The following is a 22,551-nucleotide window of genomic DNA, read 5'->3' as shown; positions in this document are numbered from 1 at the left end:
TTACGTTGTCACAGGGCTTCAACCTTAGGATTTCTCCACCAGTTGCCTGTCAGCTAATGAGCGTCTTGGTACTTACTCAGATTGGACTTTCACCAATTAGCAATTAACGGCTTGCCTGGGCACGCAATAACAAAAAAGATTCCTATCCTTTTTACTTTATAGTAGCCCTGTTCTCAAGCACTTACAAATGACAGATGAAATTTTTGAGGAATTGTGTTTCAAGCGCGCTTGATGGGCTAAATGAATAGGGAATTTATTTTTGCGGCTCTTTTTGGGGAGGAAGTTTATTTTGCAAAAATTAGCCCTTGGAATCTTACGCCTCTTCATCGTTTTTCTGCTCGCTTCCTGCAATTGGGGAAATACTTCTGAAGCGGAGAAATCCAGGAAAAGACTGCAAAAGGCTACTCATTCCCCGGAACAAGTACTTGAGAAAGCAGAAACCGCATTCGAGAAGTTTGACAGGGCTGACGGTCGACCTCGAAATTTTTCAGAAAATGCAAGGAAGCGCGGATGCCAAAAGCTTTAAACTGCATTCCAAAGCTAGGACAGATATGCTGACCAGGCCAATTGCCTTTCATCAAAAATCTGAAATAAATATAGTCGCAACAGAAAAGTCTATCCAGACTGAAGCATATTATACTGAAGAGGGTATGTATGTTTTCGAGGGCAATCAGAAGCAATGGGCAAAGTATCCTGCCGAACAGGTTTCCTTTGGTTTATCATCTTCCCCTCAACATAATCTTGCCGGGGAACTTAGAAAAGCTGCCACCCTCATTGAGAATTCCCTTTTAATAAAAGAGAATGCGGAGGTATATTTGATTTCACTGACAACAAACCGGCCTGAAAACTCTTAGGGCATAAAAGAATTGATGAAGGAAAGCCTTCCCCCGCAATTAAAGGAGGACGAGGCTGCATTGGAAAATTTATCAATTCACTCGTATCATTATGAACTGGCTATTACGAAAAAAGGCTTTTTGCCTTCAAAAATGAAAGCAATTACTCAAATGGAGCTTTTAAAAGCTGATAGTTCTGTTAAAATGAAAATGGAGATGGATGGAGCGTATTCCAATTACAATCAAATCAGCACAATTTCGGTTCCGGCAGCCGCCGGGATGAAGTGATAGGGACATTCCTTACAGTCCGGAATCATCGGATGGTAAGATGCCCATGCTAGCAATATGTTCCCTGGCCTCTTCATCACCTAAATCGTAAATATAACTGTAGATAGTCTGAAGCTTATCATCGTATCTTTTCGTTTCCCGATCGTTGTGGTATTCCATATAGGGAATGTGAGCCCGGACGAAAGTGAGCCATTCGTTTGCATAATTTTCGTCAAAGAATTCCCGCAGCTGGGTAATTTCGTCATCCGTTGCGGTAATCTTGAAATCCCAGGGCGAGCTTGTCGCATTCCTGAATATTTCACCGTTTGCTATCGCTATATAATATGTCTTTTTTTCATTTTCCAAAGTGGATGTACTCCTTTTCAATAACTTGATTCCGTCTGGCAGGATGCATGGCTTTGTCTTTCGTATCCCCCTCGGTTCATCAATTATTCATAAAAAGCGTTATACGGGCAGGAATACTTTTTTTGGCAAAGGGTATTAAAAGAATAGGCGATAAAAATTCTTCTTCTGGAGGTGATGTGTGGTGAAACTAGTAGATGAGCTTTATGAATTATACCGCAATAAGCTTACCGGGGATGAGGAAGATATTGATATGCTTGCATTTGCCTTTCTTGAGGAAATGACCCGCGAAGATTTGCTTGCCTTAATCCAGGGGATGGATAAACAGGAGCTTTATGATCTCATGGGCATATACCTTATTGAAAGTCTTAAAGGAAAATTTGCAAAGGATGACTACGGGCAGCGTTCTGTAACCTTTTACCCTAGAAATATACACTGAGAGACCATACATAGGGGATGGAAGAAAAGGGCCTGATTTGAGGCTCTTTTTTTAGTTCACTCGCTACTCCTTAAGCATCAAGATGGCTGGGGTGCCGGTCAGGTCCTTTGGCAATGAAACTTTCTTATGCTACAATGGAGCCAAAAGAAGCAGCCGGTTACGGATGGCTATGCGGAATAACGGGGGGTTGGATATGGTAATTGTCATGATTACGAGCATCATTATCTGTATTGCCACCATTTGGATTACAATTATTGTCACTAATAAGGCATATGCTTTCAAGCATTCAGTCGACCCAATGGACCAGGTTCCAAAGGAATTGACTGAATACGAATATGAATATGAGGATCGGTTTAAAAAAGCTGAAAGTAAATAAGAAGCTTGCCCGGAAGAAGTGAACCGGGAAGCTTCTTATTTTTTTGCCTTCCCTAATGGGAAAGCTCATTTTCAAGCAAAAACCTGCTTCAGTTCCTCTTTGCTGTGGCCGAGCCAGAAGCGCATCAGCCTTTTAGCGCCTTCGAGGTCATGTAGCTTCGCTTGGCCGCATTGCTTTTCATTTGCAGCCGGGATTTCCGTAATTTCGACCGCATCCTTCATCGTATTTTCAAGAAGATCAATGATTTCTTCAACAGTCGGCTCACCGCTGACTACAAGATAGTACCCTGTCTGGCAACCCATCGGCGAAATGTCGATGATGTCAAAGTGGCTGTACGGTTCGGCATGCTTGCGGATATTAAAGGCCAGCAAATGTTCGAGTGTATGGATGGAATCAGGCTTCATCGCCTGCTTGTTTGGCTGGCAAAAACGGATATCATATTTATTTACAACTCCATCGCTCCCTACTTTATGAACGCCGCAATGGCGGACATATGGGGCTTTGACGGCATTATGGTCAAGTTCAAAACTTTCTACTGAAGGCATATAATCCTCTCCTTTTACCATTCTCTTGGCAGTATACCATAAAATCCGACTATTTTCATCTACTTTTAAGGGATTTCATCATTTAGACGCTAATCAACATTTTTGTGGTAAAGTGAGAACAGCACTCGTTAGGGAGAATTCGGTATGCTAAAAAAACTATTCATTGGAATCATCCGCTTTTACCAGATTGTCATTTCCCCGCTCAAACCGCCGACCTGCAGGTTTTACCCAACCTGCTCAAGCTACGGGCTTGAAGCGGTTCAGAGATTCGGAGCCTTGAAGGGCGGCTGGCTCGCATTCAAACGAATTGTAAAATGCCACCCGCTCCACCCTGGAGGTGTTGATCCCGTTCCGGAAGAATGGCCGGGTAAGAAAAAGTCACCCAGAAAGTAGATGTCTTGGTTAATATCCGTTTACCACAAGATCCAGTTTCCCTGTTTCAGGATTAATGACAAGTCCATGTACGTTCACATCCGCCGGCATAAGCGGATGTTTTTTAATGAGCTCAACGCTATGCTTGACGCTTTCTGTGACGTTTTCGAAGCCATGGAGCCAATTGTTGATATCAATGCCCGAATAGTTCAGCGTATCCAGCGTTTCCTGGTTAACTCCCCTTTCCTTCATATGTTCGATCATGGCCCCCGACTTCAGCGAGCTCATTCCGCAGTCATGATGCCCAATCACCAAAACCTCAGTTGCCTGCAATTCATAAACCGCCACTAGGATACTGCGCATAATACTCCCGAATGGATGCATAATTAGCGCGCCGGCATTTTTAACCGTCTTTACATCGCCATTGCTGAAATTCATCGCTTTTGGCAAAAGTTCAAGCAATCTCGTATCCATACAAGTTAAAATGACCATCTTCTTATTCGGAAATTTTGTCGTTTGGTACTTTTCATATTTCTTTTTTTCAACAAAGGTTTTGTTGTATTCCAGTATTTCGTTTAACATTGCCACTTTTATTTCACCTTCCTTACTATATTTGATTAATGAGCCGGCCAGATGTGCCCGCAAAACAATTCTTTAATAGAATAACGGATTTTATACAGTGAAAACAAATTTCATCTTGATTTTCGGCAAATATTTTTGTATGATTAGTCAGTCAACAAATCGGAATCATTACGCATTAATATTTTTTTGAAACACAAATCGTAACGGATACGATTTACAAAAGGAGCTTTAACAATGCGCAAATATAGTTTATTTCTATTAATCTTGCTCGCCGGGATGCTGTTAGCAGCCTGCTCAGATGAAACCGGAAGGCTAAATGAAAAAAATCCTGACAAACTTTCCATTTATACAACTGTCTACCCGCTTCAATATTTTGCCGAAAGGATTGGCGGAGACCATGTTGAAGTGAAGACGATTTATCCTCCTGGGGCTGATGAGCATACGTATGAGCCTTCACAAAAGGATATGATTGCTCTTGCCGAATCTGACCTGTTCTTTTATATCGGTCTCGGCCTTGAAGGTTTTGCAGAAAAAGCAAAGTCGACCTTGAAGGGTGAAGATGTCGCAGTTGTTGCAACAGCGGAAAAGATCAACCTTGAAGAAGGAGTCCATGAAGAGGATGAAGAGAGTGGCCATGAAGGAAATGATCATGGACATGGTCATGGAGGGATCGACCCTCATATTTGGCTTGATCCGATTTACGCAAAAGGCCTCGCTGAATCCATAAAGGTAGCCATGGTAAAAGAAATGCCTGAAAACAAGGCTGATTTTGAAGAAAACTATGAGAATTTGATTTTCGACCTCGAAAATCTTGACCAACAATTTAAAGATGCCGCGGCCGGTGCTAGGAACAAGGAAATCATCGTTTCCCACGCGGCATTCGGCTACTGGGAATCCAGGTATGGAATTAAGCAGACCTCAATTGCGGGAATGTCTACCGCAAGCGAGCCGACGCAAAAAGATATGGAGAAAATCATTTCCACCGTCAAGAAGAATGGCATTCACTATATTTTAGTAGAACAAAATGTTTCTTCCAAACTCGCAAAAACCGTTCAGGCCGAAACCGGGGCGAAAATCATCCAAGTCCATAATCTTGCAACAAGAACCGCCAAGGACATAAAAAATAACGAAACGTATTTTACATTAATGGAAAAAAATGTGGAGACGTTAAAGAAAGCTATGAACTAATATTACTAAAAGCATCCTTCCCTTATGGGGCCGGGATGCTTTTTTGTTTTCACTTCCACTCCGTCTAAAAAAATACCCGTTGGTCAACAATGGTTATAGTTATTTTTTGAAGGGGAGAGTTGAATGAGTGATTTGCTGATTGCCCGGTCCCTGTTCGGGACGACGATGGGGTTCCATATTATCCACGCTACGATTGGGGTCGGACTGCCGTTGATGATGATTTGCGCCGAACTCCTCTATCAAAAAACGAAAGATCCAGATTATGTTGTCATGGCGAAAAGGTGGACAAAGACTTTTGCGATATTGCTTGGGGTCGGTATCCCGACGGGCACGATTGCCGGTACCCAGCTGTCTCTGCTCTGGCCCGGTTTCATGGAAGTAATTGGCCGGGTGATGGCGCTGCCTTTTCAAATTGAAATCTACGCGTTTTTCGTTGAGGCTCTTTTTATGTCGATCTATGTGTACGCCGCGGAACGGATTAAGCCATGGATGCGGCTGGCAAGCCTTTTCCTCGTTGCCCTGGGCGCACTGGCCTCTGCGGTTTTAATCACAAATGTCCATGCCTTTCAGGGAACCCCGGCCGGATTTGATGTGGTGAATGGGGAAATCGTGAATGTGGACCCGTGGAAGGCATTTTTTAATCCGAGCTTTTTTGTGACTGCCACCCATGTTGCCCTTTCGGCTTATGTTGTCGGGGCCTTCGTCGTCGCAATGGTTGCGGCATTTAAGTTGATTCGCGCGGAACATGGGACGAGGATTTATAAATTCCATCAAAAAGCTCTGACTTTGTCACTCATAGTCGGTGGAATTTTTTCACTTCTTACTGCGGTCAATGGGCACGCATCCGCACAGATGCTCCACGAATATCAGCCTGAAAAGCTCGCCGCCGCAGAAGGCCTTTTCGAGACCCAGTCACATGCGCCGCTAGCAATCGGTGGAGTGACTGACAAGGAAACTGAGTCGGTTAAATATGCAATTGAAATTCCATGGGCGCTCAGCTTTTTGGCAGGAAACAGTTTTGATACCGTCGTAAAAGGCCTGAATGAATGGCCGGAGAATGAATGGCCGCCGCTGTTTACCCACACCCTCTTCAACGGGATGGTTTTTATTGGGACCTTTCTTATTCTGATTGCTGTTCTAGGCCTTTTGTGGAAGAAACTATTTAAGAAACCCAATTATCCTAAATGGCTGCTTTGGTCGCTCGTTGCATCAGGGCCGCTGTCAATCCTGGCAATGGAATTCGGCTGGATTTTTGCCTGCACCGGCCGCCAGCCTTGGAATATTTACAGGGTGCTCCCAACTGCGGATTCTGTCACTAGCCAAACAAATCTTGGTCCTTTATTTGCTTTATTTGTTGCGGTTTATGTCATCCTCGCTGCAGCAGCGTTATTTGTGCTGCTTCATTATTTCAAAAAGAATCCTGTTGAGAAAGATTTTGCGCGGGCGGAAACGAAAGGTGTTCCGTTATTCAGCTCGAATACATAGGAGGTGGCAAAATGGTCGATGCCTATATTGCGATTACAATCCTTTGGGGCTTTGTCTTTATCTACGCTGTCATGGCGACGATGGATTTCGGGGCAGGCTTCTGGTCGATGCTCTACATCAACAAAAATCATACAGGCGCTACGAATATTGCCAACCGTTATTTGTCTCCGACATGGGAGGTAACGAATACGTTCATTGTTGCCCTGGTCGTCGCCGTTTACAGCCTGTTTCCGCGCGGTGCGTATACACTCGGCACGGTTTTATTGATTCCGGGCAGTTTCATCCTTGTCCTGCTGACTCTCCGGAGCGCATTTCTTGTTTTTTCAAATATTGCCGAGGAATACAGGAAGCCATTGACCTATGTCTCGGGAATTTGCGGGTTTCTCATTCCGGGTCTGCTAATCAGCGTCCTGCCTATTACGCATGGCCAGTATATCGACACATTCGAAGGAGGACGGCAATCATTAAACCTCGCCCGTCTCTTTACGAGCCCGAATGAATATGCGTTTTTCTTTTTTGCGATTAGTTCAACTTTGTTCTTGTCCTCCCTACTCTTGGCCGACTATTCCAAGGTTTCAAATGAGTTTCACGCCTACAAAATTTATCGGCGGGATGCTCTCATTCTCGGACCGATTACCATGGTTATGACCATTGCAATTATGGTGACTCTTAAGCGGGAAGTTCCTTGGCTGTACAACGGGATGATGGAACATCTTCCCTTGCTTATTCTATCCGTAGGCTTTTTCCTGACCGGCGGACTTGCCCTTTTCCTTCCTACAAGAAAGAACGGCGCCAGAGTCTTCGGAATGCCAAGGATTGCGGTTATTGCGATTACATTGCAATACCTTACGGCTAGCTATGTATACGGAAGGGCTCATCTCCCCTACCTGGTCTATCCTGACGTGACGATCCATACGGCCTTTACCGACCCGAGTTCATTCAGGGCCGTTTTTGCCACCTATATCGTTGGCTTTGCCATCCTGTTCCCCGGCTTTGTCTACTTTTGGAGTCTATTCATGCATGACAAAAAATATCTGAGGCGAAATGCTGAGTAAAAGTATGCTACATAATTTCAGGCGGGGGAATTTGCCAGGCATGAATGGCAATGACAAAAACTTATGGAAATAAGCCTTCAAATTTACAGGAATCCACCTTGCGAAAAATCACAAGCTAAACATGTATCCCAATGATAAGGAGTGATACGTGTGGCAAAAGATGTCCTTTGTGAGGTAAACAACTGTACGTTCTGGCAAAATGGCAATAAATGCGGCGCCGAACAGATTTATGTTGTCAGCCATACGGGTGAAACTGCGGATACAAGCAGGGAAACAGACTGCAAAACCTTTGAACCCCATGGCCTATAGGAAGATGAGGGAGCGCCATCGAGCATGCGTGCTCCCTCTCTTTTATGGACAGGATTGCCTACAAACCCAACGCAAAAAAGCCTGCGTACGGCCGCAGGCCTTAAATAGTAAATAGTTTTCTAATTAAAACGATAAACCTCTTCCCTCAAAGTAACCTGCTCCAAACGCTTTCGGTTGATTGAAAATCCAATTCCCGGCGCTCTCGGAATACTAATCCATCCATCCTCAACAGTGATTTCCGGCTCAATGATATCCTCTTCCCAGAACCGGGATGATGAGGAGAGATCGCCAGGAATCGTAAAGCCGGGCAGTGAGGCCAAAGCTATATTGTGGGCGCGGGAAATACCGAATTCAATCATCCCTCCGCACCAGACCGGAATTCCTTCGGCCTTGCAAAAATCATGAATTCGGACCGCTTCCCCGAGCCCGCCTACTTTCCCCGCTTTTACAGCAATTACCCGGCAGCTACCGAATGCAATGGCCATGACTGCGTCCGAATAGGAATTAATGCTTTCATCTAAACAAAGTGGGGTCGAAATCTGCTTTTGCAGTTTTGCGTGCTCGATGAAGTCATTATGTGCGAGTGGCTGCTCGATCATAAGCAGGTTCAGTTCATCCAGTACTTTCAGCCTCTCGGCGTCATCCAAAGAATAGGCCGAGTTGGCATCGGCCATGATTGGAAGGTTCGAGAATGCTCCCCGAATCGCGGAAAGAAGCTTGTAATCATTGGCCGGACTGATTTTCACCTTCACGCGCTGGTAACCTTCCTCCACATACTTGGCGGTTTGTTCGAGAGCTTCGGCTTCATCTTTGGATGCAACGACGACTCCGGAAGGAATTCTATCCACTCTAGGTAATTTTTCAACCATTCCGGCCAAGTCCCTTTCTGCTCCAGGTGACTTCCCTTCTGTTCCAAACGGAGCGCTCCCCATTTCTGCACCGAGCAATCGCGCAAGCGGGACCTGTTTTTGCTTCGCATATAAATCCCAAAGCGCCAGCTCAATTGCCGACTTTGCCATATGGTTGCGTCTGATGCCGGAAAACAGGCCAAAGACTTCTCGCGGATGGGAGACAGGGTTCCTTTTGAGAAGAGGAAGTAAAAACTCAGTTAAAACATGCCAACTTGTCGCGACGGTTTCTTCCGTGTACCAGGGCGAAGAAAAGGCAACGCCTTCGCCAAATCCGGACAGTCCTTCCCGGTCTATCGCTTCAACGATGATTGCTTCGCGTTCCTTTACTGTACCGAGGTGCGTGTGGAAGGGCTGCTTCAGTGGCATGGAAATGATTGAAAGTTTTATGGCTGAGATGTTCATTTCCCGGCCTCCTCTATCAGCTCGGCCAGTTTCCTGCGCAGGAGCTTGTTGGATGCGTTCCGCGGCAATTCTTTTGCAAAATAAAACTCCCTTGGCACTTTGTATTTCGCCAGTTTTTCCTGGCAATAGTGGCGAAGTTCGTCCGCTGAAGGGCCAGCTTCTTCCACAAGGACCACAAACGCAGCCGGCACCTGGCCCCATTCACTGTTGGGCAGCCCCGTAACACCAGCTTCTTTTACTCCGGGATGGGACAAAAGAACACTTTCGATTTCGGCCGGATAAATATTTTCGCCGCCAGAGATAATCAAGTCGGAACGGCGATCAAGAACATAGAGGAACCCCTCTTCATCAAGAAAGCCAATGTCGCCTGTGTGCAGCCAGCCATCAACGATTTTTTTGGCAGTTTCTTCTGGCCTGTTCAAATAGCCGGGGGTGACGTTCGGGCCTTTGAGCAAAATTTCTCCCGCCTCCCCTTCAGCCGCTTCCCGCCCATCCTGAAGCTCGATTTTCAAAGATACCGGAAAAAGCGGCTTGCCCGCCGACCCGAGTTTTTCCAGACTGTATTCGGGAGCAAGAGTGACGGACTGTGAAGCCGTTTCCGTCATCCCGTATGTTTGGAAAACGGGGATATTGCGGCTGCGGCATGCTTCAAGAAGCGGCAATGGCGCAGGCCCCCCTCCTAATAGCATGCAACGGAAGTGCTCAGGCAGCCGCCCATCTCCCAGTTCATCGACTATTCTCGTCAATGTCGTCCCGACGACGGACATGATGGTGACTTTTTTCGCCTCGATATCTTCTAGTGACTTTTTCGCATCAAAATGGCTGTGCAAAACAATATGCATCCCATAAATGACGCTTCTCATTAAAATTGAAAAGCCGCTAATATGAAAAATTGGAACGGAGCAAAGCCATGTGTCGTCTTGCGACAAGCCGAGGTTCAAGGCCGAGGCAGACGCGCTCCAAAAATGGTTGCCGTACGTTTGGAGAACCCCTTTCGGATTCCCAGTCGTTCCGGAAGTATACATAATGGTGCAAACGTCATCGAGGGACAATTCCTGTTCAATGGGAACATCAGTTACATCCCCGCCCGCCAAGTCTTCAAGCGGGAACATTTTTACTTTAGAGACCTTTCCCGAGGCCTCATAAGCCAAATCCTTAAATGTATGTTCATAAATGAGAAACTCGGCTTTTGCGTCGGAAAGCTGAAAGGAAAGTTCTGCTGCGGACAGCCGGTTGTTCAGCATGACCGCGGTCGACCCGAGCAGCTGAAGGGCATAAAGGAAGACTGCTGATTCGAGGCTATTTTTGACCAGGACGCCTGTTAAGCTTCGCTTTTTCACGCCAAGGGCCGCAAGACTTCCGGCAACCTGAAGGCTCCTGTCATAAAGTTCACGAAAGGAGAGCTGCTGATTAAAATAGCTGATTGCGGGCCTCTCGGGTGTTAAATATGCCCGTTTTCGCAAAAAATTCGGCATGGTTTGTGCCATCTTTTCACCTTCAATACTAAAACAGCCTGACGGGGAATCCCATCAAGCTGTAGAGTTAGTTTATTCATTTACAATTTGTCAGTCCGAGACACATGGTATATACGCAATAATTTTGAGTTTACGGGAATCTCGGGAACTGGCCGAAGTCTGGCTTGCGCTTTTCCTTGAAAGCATCGCGGCCTTCTTTTGCTTCTTCAGTTGTGTAATAAAGGAGAGTTGCATCCCCTGCAAATTGCTGGAGTCCAGCCAGGCCGTCCGTGTCAGCGTTCATTGCAGCCTTCAGGAAGCGGAGCGCAGTCGGGCTCTTTTCAAGGATTTCTTCGCACCACTTGATTGTTTCTTCTTCAACCTGATTGAGCGGTACCACTGTGTTGACAAGCCCCATGTCAAGTGCTTCCTGGGCATTGTACTGGCGGCATAGGAACCAGATTTCACGTGCTTTTTTATGGCCGACGATTCGTGCGAGATAGCCGGAACCATAGCCTGCATCAAAGCTGCCGACATTCGGGCCTGTCTGGCCAAAAATGGCGTTGTCAGCCGCGATTGTTAAATCGCAGACGACGTGGAGCACATGGCCGCCGCCGATGGCATAACCTTTTACCATAGCGATGACAGGCTTAGGAATAACGCGGATCAAGCGCTGAAGGTCAAGGACGTTCAGACGCGGGATCTCATCCTCGCCAACATAGCCACCGTGGCCGCGCACCTTTTGGTCGCCGCCCGAACAGAATGCCATATCGCCCGCACCAGTAAGGACAATGACCCCAACGCTGGAATCGTCCCTTGCATATGCAAATGCATCAATTAGTTCCATAACCGTTTTCGGGCGGAACGCGTTGCGTACCTCCGGGCGGTTAATGGTGATTTTTGCGATACCATTATATGTTTCATACAAAATATCTTCGTATTGTCGACCTGCGACCCATTCTACTGTCAAAATGGAATCCTCCTTTTATGTATGTGTCAAAAACCTACTAACTATTGTACCAAACTTCTCTGGATTCTCCACATGAATTGCATGGCCGGCACCATCAATCAGCTCAATTCGGGATGATTGTAGGCGCCCCGACATTTTTTCGGCGATTCCGCAAAATTTTTCGTCCAGCTTCCCTGCTATAAGCAGCACTTCGGCATTTATTTCCGAAAGCCGATCCCAATAGGAGGGCTGCGCCCCCGTCCCAATGCCAATCAGCGAATTGGCGAGCCCTGCCGGCGAATTGGCAAGGCGCTGTTCCCTGACCGCTTGCCTGGCATGGGCAGGCATTTCCTGGAGCGATTTGAACAAGGGGATGTTTTGCCAATAATCCACGAAGCTTTCGATTCCCTGATCTAGGATAAAATCAGCAAGTTCACTGTCTTTTATGCGGCGTGCCTTCCGCTTTGCTTCTGTCGCTAGGCCGGGGGAAGTGCTTTCGAGAATCAGCTTCCCGACCCGGTCCGGACAGGTAATGGCGAATCCCAAGGCAATCCGGCCACCCATCGAGTAGCCAAGTACATTCGTCTTTTCCACTCCAAGCTCGTCAAGTATAGCCTTTAAATCAAGAATCATATTTTGCATGCTGTACCGCTCCGGTGAACGAGGAGCATCTGTTTTGCCGTGTCCGGGCAAATCTACACAGATCAACTTTGAATGATGGCCCCACTTTTGGCAAAATGGCAGCCATGTCCCTCCGCTCCCCGTAAATCCATGGAGAAGCAGGAGCGGCTCCCCTTCTCCACAAACTTCTACATGATAAGACAATCCGTTTACCTTGATTTTCATTTTTCCATATCCATGAACTTGTTTATTTCCCGGGAAACGGCTTTCCAGAGCCTTCGATGGTCTGCGGCGTTTGCTTCCCTGTCAGTAACGACTTCAATGACTTTTAAGCCCGGTTCCTCTTTTGCCAATTCGATTGATTCGTTGAATTGTAGCCAATTTTCGACTCTTGAAAACTTCCCGCCATACATTTCAACGACATGGGAATAATCAAGTCCAAGCGGAGTGCCGAAAAGCCGCTCGAAATTTTTAGCCTGGCCGGACTGCGGCAGGAAGGAGAAAATACCGCCGCCGTTGTTATTAATAAGAATCACTGTCAAATCAAGGCCATACTGTTTGGCCGCAATGAGGCCGTTCATATCATGGAAAAACGTCAGGTCTCCCAAAACAAGGTACATTGGAGCAGCATAAAGGGAGGCCCCGAGCGCGCTGGACGTGACACCGTCGATGCCATTAGCGCCCCGGTTCGCCATCACCTTGATTCGCTTATTAGTTTTCCAGAAAAAGCTGTCCAAATCCCTGATCGGCATGCTGTTTCCGACAAAAAGCGACGCTCCTTCCGGAAGCAGCTCCGAAAGCTGGCGAAAAACGAAGCTTTCATTCAGCTCGTCACGGTTCATTTCGGCCTCCATGGCAGCTTTCGCCAGCCCATTCATTTTCAGCCAACGGTCGGAAAAACCACTTCCCTGCCGGCCTTGGATATGCTGTAGGAGCCCCTCACAGAATAGCGCCTCATCACAGTAGACCATTTCCGTCGATAGCGCATGAGGGTCAAGCCAGCCCCCGCCGCCATCAACAACAAATTGCAGGGCGTTCCGGTTTTCTTTTAGAAAAATTCCCAATGCCTTGGAAACAGGCATCGCGCCAAAGCGGATGACAACTTCGGGCTTCAGTATGCTTTTCGCTTCTTCAAATCGCAGGAATGCATCATAGGCGTCGACAATCCAATCACCGGGATTGGTTGCACTCCTCAGCTGGGAAAGCGGATCGGCCAGCACCGGATAGCCAAGCGCTTCAGCGAGCTGTTCGACCTTTCCGGCAAATTCCTTATTGCCAAGCTGTCCGCACACAATGATTCCTTTCTCGTGCTTCTCCAAAACAGCCGCAATTCGTTCGAAATCTTCTTTTGCGAGAGTCCTGCTTCCAACCTGGACGGAAACATACCCCTCCGCCCTTTCTGGCAGTTCAAATAAACGGTCATTCTCAAGATCCGGAATGAGCGGTTCCCTGAATGGAAAGTTGAGGTGGACCGGACCTGCGGGAGCCTGGATCGCTACCGATGCCGCTCTGGCACAAACCGTCCGCACATAACGGATCATATCTGCCGCTTCCTCAGGAAGGGCCATTTCATTGAACCATTTTACATGTTTGCCATACAGGTCAATTTGGTCTATGGCCTGCGGGGCGCCGACGTCTCTCAGTTCATGCGGCCTGTCCGCAGTCAGCACAAGAAGAGGCACGCGCGAATAGCGGGCCTCGACGATTGCCGGAAAATAATTGGCTGCTGCTGTTCCTGATGTGCAAAGGATGGCCGCTGGCTTGCCGGTCGCCTTCGCAATCCCGAGGGCAAAAAAAGCTGCCGATCTTTCATCCACATGAATATGCAGGTTCAACCCGGGATGCTCCGCCATGACCATGGCCATGGGCGTTGAGCGTGACCCGGGGCTGACTACCACATCCTTTATTCCTGCATGCACGAGTTCTGCCACAAAAGCAGCAATATAAGCTGTTAACGCACTTTGATGATTCATTCTATTGTTCCCCCAAGGGCCGAAAGCATCGGCCTGAATTTCAGCCTTGTCTCCACGTATTCACTTTCAACATCCGAATTTGCGACGACTCCGCAGCCGGCAAAAAGCGATGCCTCCTGCCCCTGAATCAGGCCTGAGCGGATTGCCACCGCGAATTCCCCGTTCCCCGCGTAATCCATCCAGCCGATAGGCGCGGCATAGAACCCTCTATCCAGTTCTTCCAGTTCGCGGATTGTTTCAACTGCCAATTGTTTTGGAAGCCCACCCAAGGCAGGAGTCGGATGCAGCCTCTCAACGAGGTCAAGAAGGCTCGTCGTGTCCAACGCCACTCCCTCGACCGGAGTAAATAAATGTTGGATGTCGCGAATCTTCATTAAACTGGGCTTATCGGGGATCTTCACCTGTTCGCATGCACCTTCAAGCGCATTCCTAATCATATCGACAACATACTGATGTTCAGCTAAGTTCTTTTCATCGTTCAGTAGCTGTGAACTAAGCTGACGGTCTTCTGTGTCTGTTTTGCCGCGCGGGAACGATCCTGCAAGGCATGCCGACTGCACTGATTTCCCGTGTTTTTGGACAAGACGTTCCGGAGATGCACCTATAAAACTATCTCCGCCAGATTCGAACGAAAAGATAAAACTTGTTTTCTGTTCGCTTTCAAGGTTTTGGAGCAAAGTCCCGGTTTCAACCTTTTTATCAAAGAACAGCCGCAGCTCCCTGGCTAGCACAACTTTTTTTAGAAGTCCTTCCATGTTGAGCTGCCGGATGGCTTCAGTTACCGACTTTTTCCATTCTGCAGGTTTTATTTCTGTCATCCCTTTCAAGGGAGCAGTTTTGCCAACAGCCAAATGTTCATCCTCTTTAAGAAGGGAATCCCTTTCTGCCACAACCTTATAAAAGAGTGAAACGTCGTCATGCTTCGTACAAAGAACATTTGTCGTCACATACACGTCTCCATCCACCATCGTCAGCATAAATCGTGGTACATGAAAAAGAGCTTCCGGGTATTTCGACCAAAGCGCGGTTTTCTCCTTCAGCGGATCAAACGAAAAACCACCAAACATGAGCGGCCCTATTCCGGGTGCATGATGGGGAGTGGACACTATACTATCCTGAATCAGCTGCTTCCACTTCCGGTCAATCTTTGAAAATCGCCCCTCGGCCTGCTCGCTGCTTAATTGCGCCGCGATTCCCACCCCGGCAATATTTAAACTGCCTTCTGGGTTTTTCCAGTAAAAGCGTTCACCAAAGAAAGCTTCATTTCCATTATTAAAAAAAGCTAGGGGTTCTGTCGGTTCAACCTTATTGACTTCACTGACCAAAATCGGCCGGTTCAGCTCCCCCGCCTTTGTTATGCCAAGAAGGATTTTTTCCTTCAGTTCTGTTTCATGAATGGTAACCACAAAGATCCCTCCAACACAGCATCAAAGCTTTTGTCCATTCAGTTCCAAGCCTATTTTAAGATACTCCCCAGTTTAAGGGGGTGTCAATAACACTTGTCACATTGAGCCGTTTCCATCCCTTATTATACCGTATTTTGACACAAAGCTCGACAAACGCTTCCTTTTTGAAGAAGTCGGAAAATATAGTTTTTTTAAGGAGCATTTTTCTGTTTTTTTAGATAAAAGCGAACGCATTTGCGAGTATGTTTTTTAGGACTTCCGCTTAGAAACTTGATTTCCTAATGCCAGGAAAAAGCCATTGACACGGACAGGCGGATTCCCTACACTTAAATTTGGCATGTCTAATTTACAATATTAATAGAAGTGAAACTCTACTAAATATAATAAGGGAGTGTTTTTCATGCAGGCTCAGGTACAAACTGGCACCCCCCATATTCCTGAATCCAACCGCGGTTTCCGCGCCTGGTGGCAGCTGACCAGACCGCATACATTAACAGCGGCTTTCGTTCCAGTTTTCCTTGGTACGGCGCTTGCCTTACTCGTTGGCAAAATTCATTTTGGTCTCTTTTTCGCGATGCTGCTCGCCAGTCTGCTTATTCAAGCTGCAACGAATATGTTTAATGAGTATTATGACTATAAAAGAGGACTTGATACCGAGCATTCGATCGGTATTGGAGGAGCCATTGTCCGGGATGGGATAAAACCACGGACAGTCATGCAGCTTGCACTCATTCTGTACGGTATTTCCCTCCTGCTCGGCATTTATATATGCATAGAAACTAGCTGGTGGCTGGCCGTAATCGGCAGTGCGTCCATGCTCTGCGGTTATCTTTATACTGGCGGGCCTTATCCGATTGCGTATACGCCATTTGGCGAACTATTTGCGGGATTTTTCATGGGATGCCTGATTATTCTTATTTCATTTTTCATCCAGACTGGATATGTTTCCGGCACGAGCATCCTTGTATCCATTCCCGTCTCCATCCTTGTTGGTGCGATCCTTCTAGCCAACAACATTCGCGACCATGACGGCGACAAGGATTTCGGCAGGAAGACATTAGCCATCCTTCTGGGCCGTGAACATGCCATCCACTTCTTGGCCGGCATGTTTATCGCTGCGTATCTGCTCGTTGCAGTGTTTATTGCCGTTGGCCTTGCATCTGCATGGACGGCCATTGTCATTTTAAGCGCACCGAAAGCAATCAAGGCTGTTAAAGGCTTTCGAGCAGGCGGGGTACCGATCCAGATGATGCCTGCCATGAAAGCGACAGCACAGACAAATACCATTTTCGGATTTTTGTTGTCAATAGGGTTACTATTCGGTTATTTTTTATAAAGCCATGCCTATAACCATGAAGCTCCTGCCATTGCAGGGGCTTTTTTCTTTTTTCAAGGCTCAGTTCGTCGGAAAATTGCTACTCTGTAGAATGAAGCAATGGAACCGTCCCCTGCCTCATTATGTTTCATTGGTCTTTGGAGGGGGAAGGAATTTATAACGATGGGTATTAATTTGAGATGAAATGGATGTGGGTGAATTGTTAAGTGAGAAGCAATTAAATAGATTGAAATATACTTTGCAGGATGAGAAGGATGCTTTGGAGAAGCAGCTTGAAATGGGTAATGGGTATGGGGACCGCGATGTGGATGAGACCGAAACGGTTGGTGAGCTATCCGCTTATGATAACCATCCGGCCGATTTAGGGACTGAGCTGTTTGAAAGAGAAAAGAATTTTGCACTTGAGGATCATGCAAGTTCAGAGCTGCAAAAGGTGAGTGCCGCCCTGGCTGCCATTGAGGATGGTTCTTACGGCGTCTGCCGTGAGTGCGGGAAGGATATCCCTTACGAACGGCTTGAAGCGGTCCCTTCCACCCTTTATTGTATCGAGCACACGCCAGAGCGGATTATAGCTGGTGACCGGCCTGTTGAGGAGGAAGTTCTAGAGCCTTCTGTCCCCAATTCCTTCCGGGGAAGAAGTGAAGACGGAGTCATTGATACAAATGACAGCTTCGAGGAAGCCGCCCGCTACGGAACTTCGGAAGGACCATCTGACTTGGTCGGTGACTATAGCAGCTATGACGAACTTTACAATAAAGGAATCAACGAAGAAGCTCCTGCAGAGGAAATCGAGGAGTATGTTTCAAATGATATGAAAGGCGGAAACCGTCAATACAATCCCACGAACGAAAAACTGGAAGAACTTGAAGATTTGCTTGACCGTAAAGGCCTTGATTCACAAATGGGTGATGTGCATTACAGAAAAAGGGACAGTTATGTTGACGATGATAAGAATAAATAATTTAGCAAAATAAGATTTTGATTCCATTCTAAATGAATATAGTTTTTTACAGCATTTCTACGTAAAAACAGCCAGCTCCCATTTGTTTTGGGACTGGCTGTTCTATTTTTACAAAAGCTTGCCAAAACTATAATGTCATAAGAGATTTCAACCGGGAATCTACCTGTTCAATAACTGAACTTTTTCTGTATACCTTTGGCATTCCTGGGCTTCCTTCAATCATTGTGCCCGATTCGACTTTTACGTCTTTGTCAAGAATCACAGAGTCGATGGCGCAATTTTCGCCAATTTGGCATTTTTGCATAATGATGCTATTGCGGATGACGGCTCCCCGGCCAACTACAACGCCCCTTGCAATAATGCTGTTTTCAATTACCCCTCTCAGTTGGCAGCCATTTGCAACTAAGCTCCGTTTTACTGATGAATCTTCATAATATCGGGACGGCGGCTCATCTTTTACTTTAGTGAAGATAGGCTGGCTCCTTTTAAACAGGGCGGTCCAAACCTGTGCATCGAGAAGCTCCATGCTCGTTTTATAATAATTTTTAATTGTATCGACCCTTCTTGCATATCCTTCGTATTCATACGTGCAAAAAGTATAGGGGCTTTTCATATCATCAAAGACATCCTTGATGCAGTCATATCCTGTTTCATACCTTGATTCAATCAGGTCAATCAGAAGCGATGTTTTCAGAAGGTAAATATTAAGCGGCTGACCGTTTTTATATACTTCGGTCATGTCACAGCCGCACGCTAAGTGCTTTTGCAAAAGTTCACGGAAATCAGTATTAATAACTGTGAATGAATTTGAAATAATTGTATATTCCTGCGAGCTTCTATAGAAGAAATCAAGGTTGTCTGCATAATGGGAAAAGCACCCGATTCCTGAATTCCTCTCTGCCTCCATTGGAGATGCGGGGAAAAGAAAAAGCCCATCGCGTTTTCTGTTTAAATCCCAATTCTTTCCCGATCCAAGGTGATCCATTAATGATCTGTAACCAAATTTTGGGAAGATGGCAACACTGCTGATTCCTGAATTTACCATACTGGAAAGGACGAAATCTATTAGGCGGTACCTCCCTGCAAAAGGCAGGGCAGCAACAGGCCTATGCAGCAGCAAATCCTGCAGATCTTCATGGTATGTCGCAGCATCAATGACTCCTAAAAGCTGTTTCATCGTGTCTGTCCCTCCTTTTAAATTTCAGTGGCCAAGACGTGTTTTTGAATCATTTCTTTATTGACTAAGACAATTTCACCATCAGGCGGCTTAATGACCATACCGTCGGGAACTTTTAGGTTACACGGCACAATCGCACGTTCTATGACCGTGTTTTTGCCAATGACCGCATCCGGCATGATGACCGATTCTTTGATAAAGGAGCCTTTTTCAACAGTGACTCCCTGAAATAAAACGGACCGTTCAATATCCCCATCAACCGTGCAGCCTTCATTAACAAGAGACTGAATGACGACGGCGTCGCTCGAGATAAATTGGGGAGGCTGGTTGGGGTTAACGGAATAGATCCTCCATTCTTGGTCAAACAAATTTAAACCGCATGTGTCATCAAGGAGGTCCAAATTCGCTTCCCAAAAACTCCTTACTGTCCCGACATCCTTCCAGTAACCTTTAAATGGATAGGCATACAGCTTTCTTCCTTCATTCACAAGGCCAGGAATGACATCTTTGCCAAAATCATGGCTCGATTTCTCATTCTCATAATCCCGCGCCAGACATTCCAGCAGCGTTTTCCAGTTAAAAATATAGATTCCCATAGAAGCAAGGTTGTTTTTTGGGACATTCGGCTTTTCCTCAAACTCTAAGATCCTCATGTCATCATCCGTATTCATGATGCCAAACCGGTTCGCATCCGAAAAAGGGACTTCCACAACGGAAATGGTAACCTCCGCTTTTTTCTCTATGTGGTACTGCAGCATGTCTTCGTAATTCATTTTGTAAATATGGTCCCCTGACAGGATTAGAATGTACTCAGGATCGTATTGTTTCATATAATGGAGATTTTGATAAACCGCACAGGCAGTCCCTGTATACCACTTCACTTCAGTAGATTCGCTAAAGGGGGGCAGGACTGTCACCCCACCATCCTTTCTATCAAGGTCCCATGCACTACCAATCCCGATGTAGGAGTTCAGAACCATCGGCTGGTATTGTGTAAGCACTCCAACCGTGTCAATCCCTGAATTCGCACAGTTGCTTAAAGTAAAATCAATTATCCGGTACTTCCCCCCAAACGGGACTGCGGGCTTTGCCAGTTCCTTAGTCAACAACTTCAACCTGCTCCCCTGGCCCCCTGCCAGCAGCATTGCTACGCATTTCTTCTTAGCCATAAAGGCGCTCCTCTCTTTTAACCGGGCAAAAACAAAAGCCCATCCGGAAACAAATATTCCGCGAAGGCCTTCACAACAGTTGCCAGGCATATGATCAACAAAGATTGGAACCGCTAGTTTACCCCCATCTTTTGTTCGTATTTATTTCGACAGATACGCAAAGGTCATTGCCAATCTGTCCTTCCGCTTTCAAAAGGTGCCTGACCCCTTAGCAGACAATGTGCAGTGCACTCCCCTTTGAAATGGATATTCCTTCATCGTCGTATAATTCGCTTTTTTATTGATAATTCCTTTACAAAAATTCCCTGTTATTTTGACAAGTGTCCCAACATATATACAAAAAAACAGGTCATTTGACGACAAACATGGCTACCCGACAAAGAATTTTCCAAGGAATATGAAGATTCCTCCCAATAACTCGAAAGATTTATGGCAGAAAAATGAACAACCAACCTAAGGGGAAAAGTGATTGCTAGTTGTTGATTGATAACTCTATAATTTAGTAACGCGGTAAAGAATTAAATGAAGAAAAAAGCCTGCAATAGGCAAGCTAATGATAAATCTGTGGGGGATACGACTACTCTATTAAACTAAGTAAAGAATAAAACGGAACTATATTTAACTGCTTCCTAACTTTTACCCTAAAGAATTGGAGATAAACCTTATTGGGGGGGATTTTCCGAATTGTCCATAGGAAACTCAACAGAAGTATCCGTTCTATAGTTTGTTGGGAGATAATGAACTTAGAGGAAAAGATAAAGCTACTAGGCGTGTTGGTTTCAAAACGAGGGAGAAAAAACGGGGCAGGCAAGTATCCGGGGTTTCCCTGACAGCTTGGCGCCAAAATACATGTTTGCTGTCACGTAAAGGAATTTCAATGACAGCCTTGGTATCATCTAAGAGTTTCTTAAGCAACAAAAAAGCTGTCAGCATTATGCTAACAGCTTTTTTGTATGACCCCTACGGGATTCGAACCCGTGTTACCGCCGTGAAAGGGCGGTGTCTTAACCGCTTGACCAAGGGGCCTTTATATGGCGGAGAAGGAGGGATTTGAACCCTCGCGCCGGTCACCCGACCTACGCCCTTAGCAGGGGCGCCTCTTCAGCCTCTTGAGTACTTCCCCATATGGCTCCACAGGTAGGATTCGAACCTACGACCGATCGGTTAACAGCCGATTGCTCTACCACTGAGCTACTGTGGAAAAACAAAATAAAAATGGTGGGCCTAAATGGACTCGAACCATCGACCTCACGCTTATCAGGCGTGCGCTCTAACCAGCTGAGCTATAGGCCCACAAATGGAGCGGGTGATGGGAATCGAACCCACGACATCAGCTTGGAAGGCTGGAGTTTTACCATTAAACTACACCCGCGTATAAAATTTTAAATGGGGCGACTGATGGGAATCGAACCCACGAATGCCTGAACCACAATCAGGTGCGTTAACCACTTCGCCACAATCGCCATTATCTTAAAATAATTTTAATGGTGGCTCAGGACGGAATCGAACCGCCGACACAAGGATTTTCAGTCCTTTGCTCTACCGACTGAGCTACTGAGCCAAAAAAAATGGCGGTCTGGACGGGACTCGAACCCGCGACCTCCTGCGTGACAGGCAGGCATTCTAACCAACTGAACTACCAGACCATATTGCGGGGGCAGGATTTGAACCTGCGACCTTCGGGTTATGAGCCCGACGAGCTACCGAACTGCTCCACCCCGCGATAATTAAAAGTATATAATTTGAGCATGCTCTAGGAGAGCAATTACTGTCCCGACCTCAGGAAGCTTATTCAAGCAGCAATTCGAACGGTACAACTCGCAGATTATTCATGAAGCAATGCTCGTTGCTCCACCCCGCGATAATAGAAATATAAATGGCGGAGGAAGAGGGATTCGAACCCCCGCGCGGTTTAACCCGCCTGTCGGTTTTCAAGACCGATCCCTTCAGCCAGACTTGGGTATTCCTCCATTTATAATATAAAGTTACAGTGGACCTTGTAGGACTCGAACCTACGACCGGACGGTTATGAGCCGTCTGCTCTAACCAGCTGAGCTAAAGGTCCAATTTTAAATTTTGGTAGCGGCGGAGGGGATCGAACCCCCGACCTTACGGGTATGAACCGTACGCTCTAGCCAGCTGAGCTACACCGCCATTTTATAAACTTATATCAGGTGGAGCCTAGCGGGATCGAACCGCTGACCTCCTGCGTGCAAAGCAGGCGCTCTCCCAGCTGAGCTAAGGCCCCATAAAATGGTCGGGAAGACAGGATTCGAACCTGCGACCCCTTGGTCCCAAACCAAGTGCTCTACCAAGCTGAGCTACTTCCCGATATATGGCGCGCCCGAGAGGAGTCGAACCCCTAACCTTTTGATCCG

20 protein-coding genes, 14 tRNA genes and 1 pseudogene are annotated in these 22,551 nt (G+C 46.5%); 10 read left to right on the top strand and 25 right to left on the bottom strand.

Annotated elements, in window-relative coordinates; genetic code table 11:
* The first annotated feature begins 305 nt into the window (after positions 1-305).
* A pseudogene (locus D1B31_RS23305) lies at positions 306-1,121 on the top strand (DUF6612 family protein).
* 12 nt (positions 1,122-1,133) lie between these two features.
* On the opposite strand, the gene D1B31_RS23295 reads toward D1B31_RS23305, so the two are convergent.
* Positions 1,134-1,466 (bottom strand): hydrolase, encoded by a 333-nt coding sequence (locus D1B31_RS23295; protein ID WP_118924933.1) that lies wholly within the window; start codon positions 1,464-1,466, stop codon positions 1,134-1,136.
* Positions 1,467-1,647: 181 nt separating this feature from the next.
* Here D1B31_RS23295 and D1B31_RS23290 point away from each other — a divergent pair, with 181 nt between their 5' ends.
* Complete coding sequence (locus tag D1B31_RS23290) at positions 1,648-1,902, top strand: DUF6154 family protein (protein WP_118924945.1); 255 nt, start codon at positions 1,648-1,650, stop codon at positions 1,900-1,902.
* 193 nt (positions 1,903-2,095) lie between these two features.
* Positions 2,096-2,278 (top strand): YtzI protein, encoded by a 183-nt coding sequence (gene ytzI, locus D1B31_RS24520; protein WP_158587657.1) that lies wholly within the window; start codon positions 2,096-2,098, stop codon positions 2,276-2,278.
* 71 nt (positions 2,279-2,349) lie between these two features.
* On the opposite strand, the gene D1B31_RS23280 is transcribed toward ytzI, so the two are convergent.
* Complete coding sequence (locus tag D1B31_RS23280) at positions 2,350-2,823, bottom strand: S-ribosylhomocysteine lyase (RefSeq protein WP_118924928.1); 474 nt, start codon at positions 2,821-2,823, stop codon at positions 2,350-2,352.
* Between the two features lie 144 nt (positions 2,824-2,967).
* Here D1B31_RS23280 and yidD point away from each other — a divergent pair, with 144 nt between their 5' ends.
* A complete protein-coding gene (gene yidD, locus D1B31_RS23275; RefSeq protein ID WP_118924926.1) occupies positions 2,968-3,216 on the top strand; it encodes a membrane protein insertion efficiency factor YidD in 249 nt (82 codons plus the stop codon).
* Positions 3,217-3,225: 9 nt separating this feature from the next.
* Here yidD and D1B31_RS23270 read toward each other — a convergent pair whose 3' ends face one another.
* Entirely contained in the window at positions 3,226-3,783 is a 558-nt protein-coding gene (locus D1B31_RS23270) for a beta-class carbonic anhydrase (protein ID WP_118924924.1), read from the bottom strand.
* Positions 3,784-4,011: 228 nt separating this feature from the next.
* Between D1B31_RS23270 and D1B31_RS23265 the strand changes: the two genes are divergently transcribed.
* From D1B31_RS23265 to D1B31_RS23250, 4 genes are all read left to right on the top strand, one after another.
* Complete coding sequence (locus D1B31_RS23265; RefSeq protein WP_118924922.1) at positions 4,012-4,965, top strand: metal ABC transporter solute-binding protein, Zn/Mn family; 954 nt, start codon at positions 4,012-4,014, stop codon at positions 4,963-4,965.
* Between the two features lie 123 nt (positions 4,966-5,088).
* Positions 5,089-6,450: a cytochrome ubiquinol oxidase subunit I gene (locus D1B31_RS23260; protein ID WP_118924920.1), complete on the top strand. Its 1,362-nt coding sequence runs from the start codon at positions 5,089-5,091 to the stop codon at positions 6,448-6,450.
* 11 nt (positions 6,451-6,461) lie between these two features.
* Positions 6,462-7,505, top strand: coding sequence for a cytochrome d ubiquinol oxidase subunit II (locus D1B31_RS23255; RefSeq protein ID WP_118924918.1), 1,044 nt, complete (start codon positions 6,462-6,464; stop codon positions 7,503-7,505).
* A gap of 150 nt (positions 7,506-7,655) precedes the next feature.
* Positions 7,656-7,814, top strand: coding sequence for a DUF1540 domain-containing protein (locus D1B31_RS23250; RefSeq protein WP_118924916.1), 159 nt, complete (start codon positions 7,656-7,658; stop codon positions 7,812-7,814).
* Between the two features lie 119 nt (positions 7,815-7,933).
* Here D1B31_RS23250 and menC read toward each other — a convergent pair whose 3' ends face one another.
* From menC to D1B31_RS23220, 6 genes are all read right to left on the bottom strand, one after another.
* Entirely contained in the window at positions 7,934-9,127 is a 1,194-nt protein-coding gene (menC, locus tag D1B31_RS23245; RefSeq protein WP_118924914.1) for an o-succinylbenzoate synthase, read from the bottom strand.
* Positions 9,124-10,614, bottom strand: coding sequence for an o-succinylbenzoate--CoA ligase (locus D1B31_RS23240; RefSeq protein WP_118924912.1), 1,491 nt, complete (start codon positions 10,612-10,614; stop codon positions 9,124-9,126). The genes menC and D1B31_RS23240 overlap by 4 nt, the downstream gene beginning before the upstream one ends.
* 118 nt (positions 10,615-10,732) lie before the next feature.
* Complete coding sequence (menB, locus tag D1B31_RS23235) at positions 10,733-11,551, bottom strand: 1,4-dihydroxy-2-naphthoyl-CoA synthase (protein ID WP_118924910.1); 819 nt, start codon at positions 11,549-11,551, stop codon at positions 10,733-10,735.
* Positions 11,552-11,566: 15 nt separating this feature from the next.
* Positions 11,567-12,376 carry a 2-succinyl-6-hydroxy-2,4-cyclohexadiene-1-carboxylate synthase gene (gene menH, locus D1B31_RS23230; RefSeq protein WP_192894825.1) on the bottom strand — a complete coding sequence of 270 codons (810 nt, stop codon included), beginning with the start codon at positions 12,374-12,376 and terminating at the stop codon, positions 11,567-11,569.
* Complete coding sequence (menD, locus tag D1B31_RS23225) at positions 12,373-14,124, bottom strand: 2-succinyl-5-enolpyruvyl-6-hydroxy-3-cyclohexene-1-carboxylic-acid synthase (RefSeq protein ID WP_118924908.1); 1,752 nt, start codon at positions 14,122-14,124, stop codon at positions 12,373-12,375. Before menD ends, menH begins: the two co-directional genes overlap by 4 nt.
* The gene (locus tag D1B31_RS23220) at positions 14,121-15,530 is read right to left on the bottom strand and encodes an isochorismate synthase (protein WP_118924906.1); all 1,410 of its coding nucleotides are present in this window, start codon (positions 15,528-15,530) and stop codon (positions 14,121-14,123) included. Before D1B31_RS23220 ends, menD begins: the two co-directional genes overlap by 4 nt.
* A 400-nt stretch (positions 15,531-15,930) precedes the next feature.
* Here D1B31_RS23220 and D1B31_RS23215 point away from each other — a divergent pair, with 400 nt between their 5' ends.
* Positions 15,931-16,866: a 1,4-dihydroxy-2-naphthoate polyprenyltransferase gene (locus tag D1B31_RS23215; protein ID WP_118924904.1), complete on the top strand. Its 936-nt coding sequence runs from the start codon at positions 15,931-15,933 to the stop codon at positions 16,864-16,866.
* 184 nt (positions 16,867-17,050) lie between these two features.
* Positions 17,051-17,827, top strand: a complete 777-nt coding sequence (locus tag D1B31_RS23210; protein WP_240035408.1) for a TraR/DksA C4-type zinc finger protein — start codon at positions 17,051-17,053, stop codon at positions 17,825-17,827.
* 127 nt (positions 17,828-17,954) lie between these two features.
* On the opposite strand, the gene D1B31_RS23205 is transcribed toward D1B31_RS23210, so the two are convergent.
* The 16 genes from D1B31_RS23205 to D1B31_RS23130 form a co-directional block, all read right to left on the bottom strand.
* Positions 17,955-19,004 carry a GlgC family sugar phosphate nucleotidyltransferase gene (locus D1B31_RS23205; RefSeq protein ID WP_118924902.1) on the bottom strand — a complete coding sequence of 350 codons (1,050 nt, stop codon included), beginning with the start codon at positions 19,002-19,004 and terminating at the stop codon, positions 17,955-17,957.
* Positions 19,005-19,021: 17 nt separating this feature from the next.
* Positions 19,022-20,173 (bottom strand): glucose-1-phosphate adenylyltransferase, encoded by a 1,152-nt coding sequence (locus tag D1B31_RS23200; RefSeq protein WP_118924939.1) that lies wholly within the window; start codon positions 20,171-20,173, stop codon positions 19,022-19,024.
* Positions 20,174-21,127: 954 nt separating this feature from the next.
* A tRNA-Glu gene (locus D1B31_RS23195) sits at positions 21,128-21,199 on the bottom strand.
* Between the two features lie 6 nt (positions 21,200-21,205).
* Positions 21,206-21,296 (bottom strand) — tRNA-Ser (locus D1B31_RS23190).
* 3 nt (positions 21,297-21,299) lie between these two features.
* Positions 21,300-21,374, bottom strand: a tRNA-Asn gene (locus D1B31_RS23185).
* Between the two features lie 15 nt (positions 21,375-21,389).
* Positions 21,390-21,466 (bottom strand) — tRNA-Ile (locus D1B31_RS23180).
* Positions 21,467-21,471: 5 nt separating this feature from the next.
* Positions 21,472-21,545: transfer RNA gene (locus tag D1B31_RS23175), tRNA-Gly, on the bottom strand.
* A 15-nt stretch (positions 21,546-21,560) separates the two neighbouring features.
* A tRNA-His gene (locus D1B31_RS23170) sits at positions 21,561-21,636 on the bottom strand.
* 22 nt (positions 21,637-21,658) lie between these two features.
* Positions 21,659-21,734, bottom strand: a tRNA-Phe gene (locus D1B31_RS23165).
* Positions 21,735-21,742: 8 nt separating this feature from the next.
* Positions 21,743-21,819: transfer RNA gene (locus D1B31_RS23160), tRNA-Asp, on the bottom strand.
* 3 nt (positions 21,820-21,822) lie between these two features.
* Positions 21,823-21,896: transfer RNA gene (locus D1B31_RS23155), tRNA-Met, on the bottom strand.
* 154 nt (positions 21,897-22,050) lie between these two features.
* Positions 22,051-22,143, bottom strand: a tRNA-Ser gene (locus D1B31_RS23150).
* A gap of 21 nt (positions 22,144-22,164) precedes the next feature.
* Positions 22,165-22,238, bottom strand: a tRNA-Ile gene (locus D1B31_RS23145).
* 12 nt (positions 22,239-22,250) lie between these two features.
* A tRNA-Met gene (locus tag D1B31_RS23140) sits at positions 22,251-22,327 on the bottom strand.
* Positions 22,328-22,348: 21 nt separating this feature from the next.
* A tRNA-Ala gene (locus D1B31_RS23135) sits at positions 22,349-22,421 on the bottom strand.
* Between the two features lie 6 nt (positions 22,422-22,427).
* Positions 22,428-22,504: transfer RNA gene (locus D1B31_RS23130), tRNA-Pro, on the bottom strand.
* Between the last annotated feature and the right edge of the window lie 47 nt (positions 22,505-22,551).

The sequence above is a fragment of the Neobacillus notoginsengisoli genome (assembly GCF_003515685.1).
Lineage (GTDB): Bacteria > Bacillota > Bacilli > Bacillales > Cytobacillaceae > Bacillus_D > Bacillus_D notoginsengisoli.
Note: the sequence above shows the minus strand (reverse complement) of the source record. Positions and strands in the feature narration are given on the sequence as shown.

Bases quoted from the DNA above. Each gene is read 5' to 3' on its own strand.
- ytzI (WP_158587657.1), top strand. From the start codon at position 2,096: ATGGTAATTGTCATGATTACGAGCATCATTATCTGTATTGCCACCATT.
- D1B31_RS23280 (WP_118924928.1), bottom strand. From the start codon at position 2,823: ATGCCTTCAGTAGAAAGTTTTGAACTTGACCATAATGCCGTCAAAGCC.
- yidD (WP_118924926.1), top strand. From the start codon at position 2,968: ATGCTAAAAAAACTATTCATTGGAATCATCCGCTTTTACCAGATTGTC.
- D1B31_RS23265 (WP_118924922.1), top strand. From the start codon at position 4,012: ATGCGCAAATATAGTTTATTTCTATTAATCTTGCTCGCCGGGATGCTG.
- D1B31_RS23260 (WP_118924920.1), top strand. From the start codon at position 5,089: ATGAGTGATTTGCTGATTGCCCGGTCCCTGTTCGGGACGACGATGGGG.
- D1B31_RS23255 (WP_118924918.1), top strand. From the start codon at position 6,462: ATGGTCGATGCCTATATTGCGATTACAATCCTTTGGGGCTTTGTCTTT.
- menC (WP_118924914.1), bottom strand. From the start codon at position 9,127: ATGAACATCTCAGCCATAAAACTTTCAATCATTTCCATGCCACTGAAG.
- D1B31_RS23240 (WP_118924912.1), bottom strand. From the start codon at position 10,614: ATGGCACAAACCATGCCGAATTTTTTGCGAAAACGGGCATATTTAACA.
- menH (WP_192894825.1), bottom strand. From the start codon at position 12,376: ATGAAAATCAAGGTAAACGGATTGTCTTATCATGTAGAAGTTTGTGGA.
- menD (WP_118924908.1), bottom strand. From the start codon at position 14,124: ATGAATCATCAAAGTGCGTTAACAGCTTATATTGCTGCTTTTGTGGCA.
- D1B31_RS23215 (WP_118924904.1), top strand. From the start codon at position 15,931: ATGCAGGCTCAGGTACAAACTGGCACCCCCCATATTCCTGAATCCAAC.
- D1B31_RS23210 (WP_240035408.1), top strand. From the start codon at position 17,051: ATGGATGTGGGTGAATTGTTAAGTGAGAAGCAATTAAATAGATTGAAA.
- D1B31_RS23205 (WP_118924902.1), bottom strand. From the start codon at position 19,004: ATGAAACAGCTTTTAGGAGTCATTGATGCTGCGACATACCATGAAGAT.
- D1B31_RS23200 (WP_118924939.1), bottom strand. From the start codon at position 20,173: ATGGCTAAGAAGAAATGCGTAGCAATGCTGCTGGCAGGGGGCCAGGGG.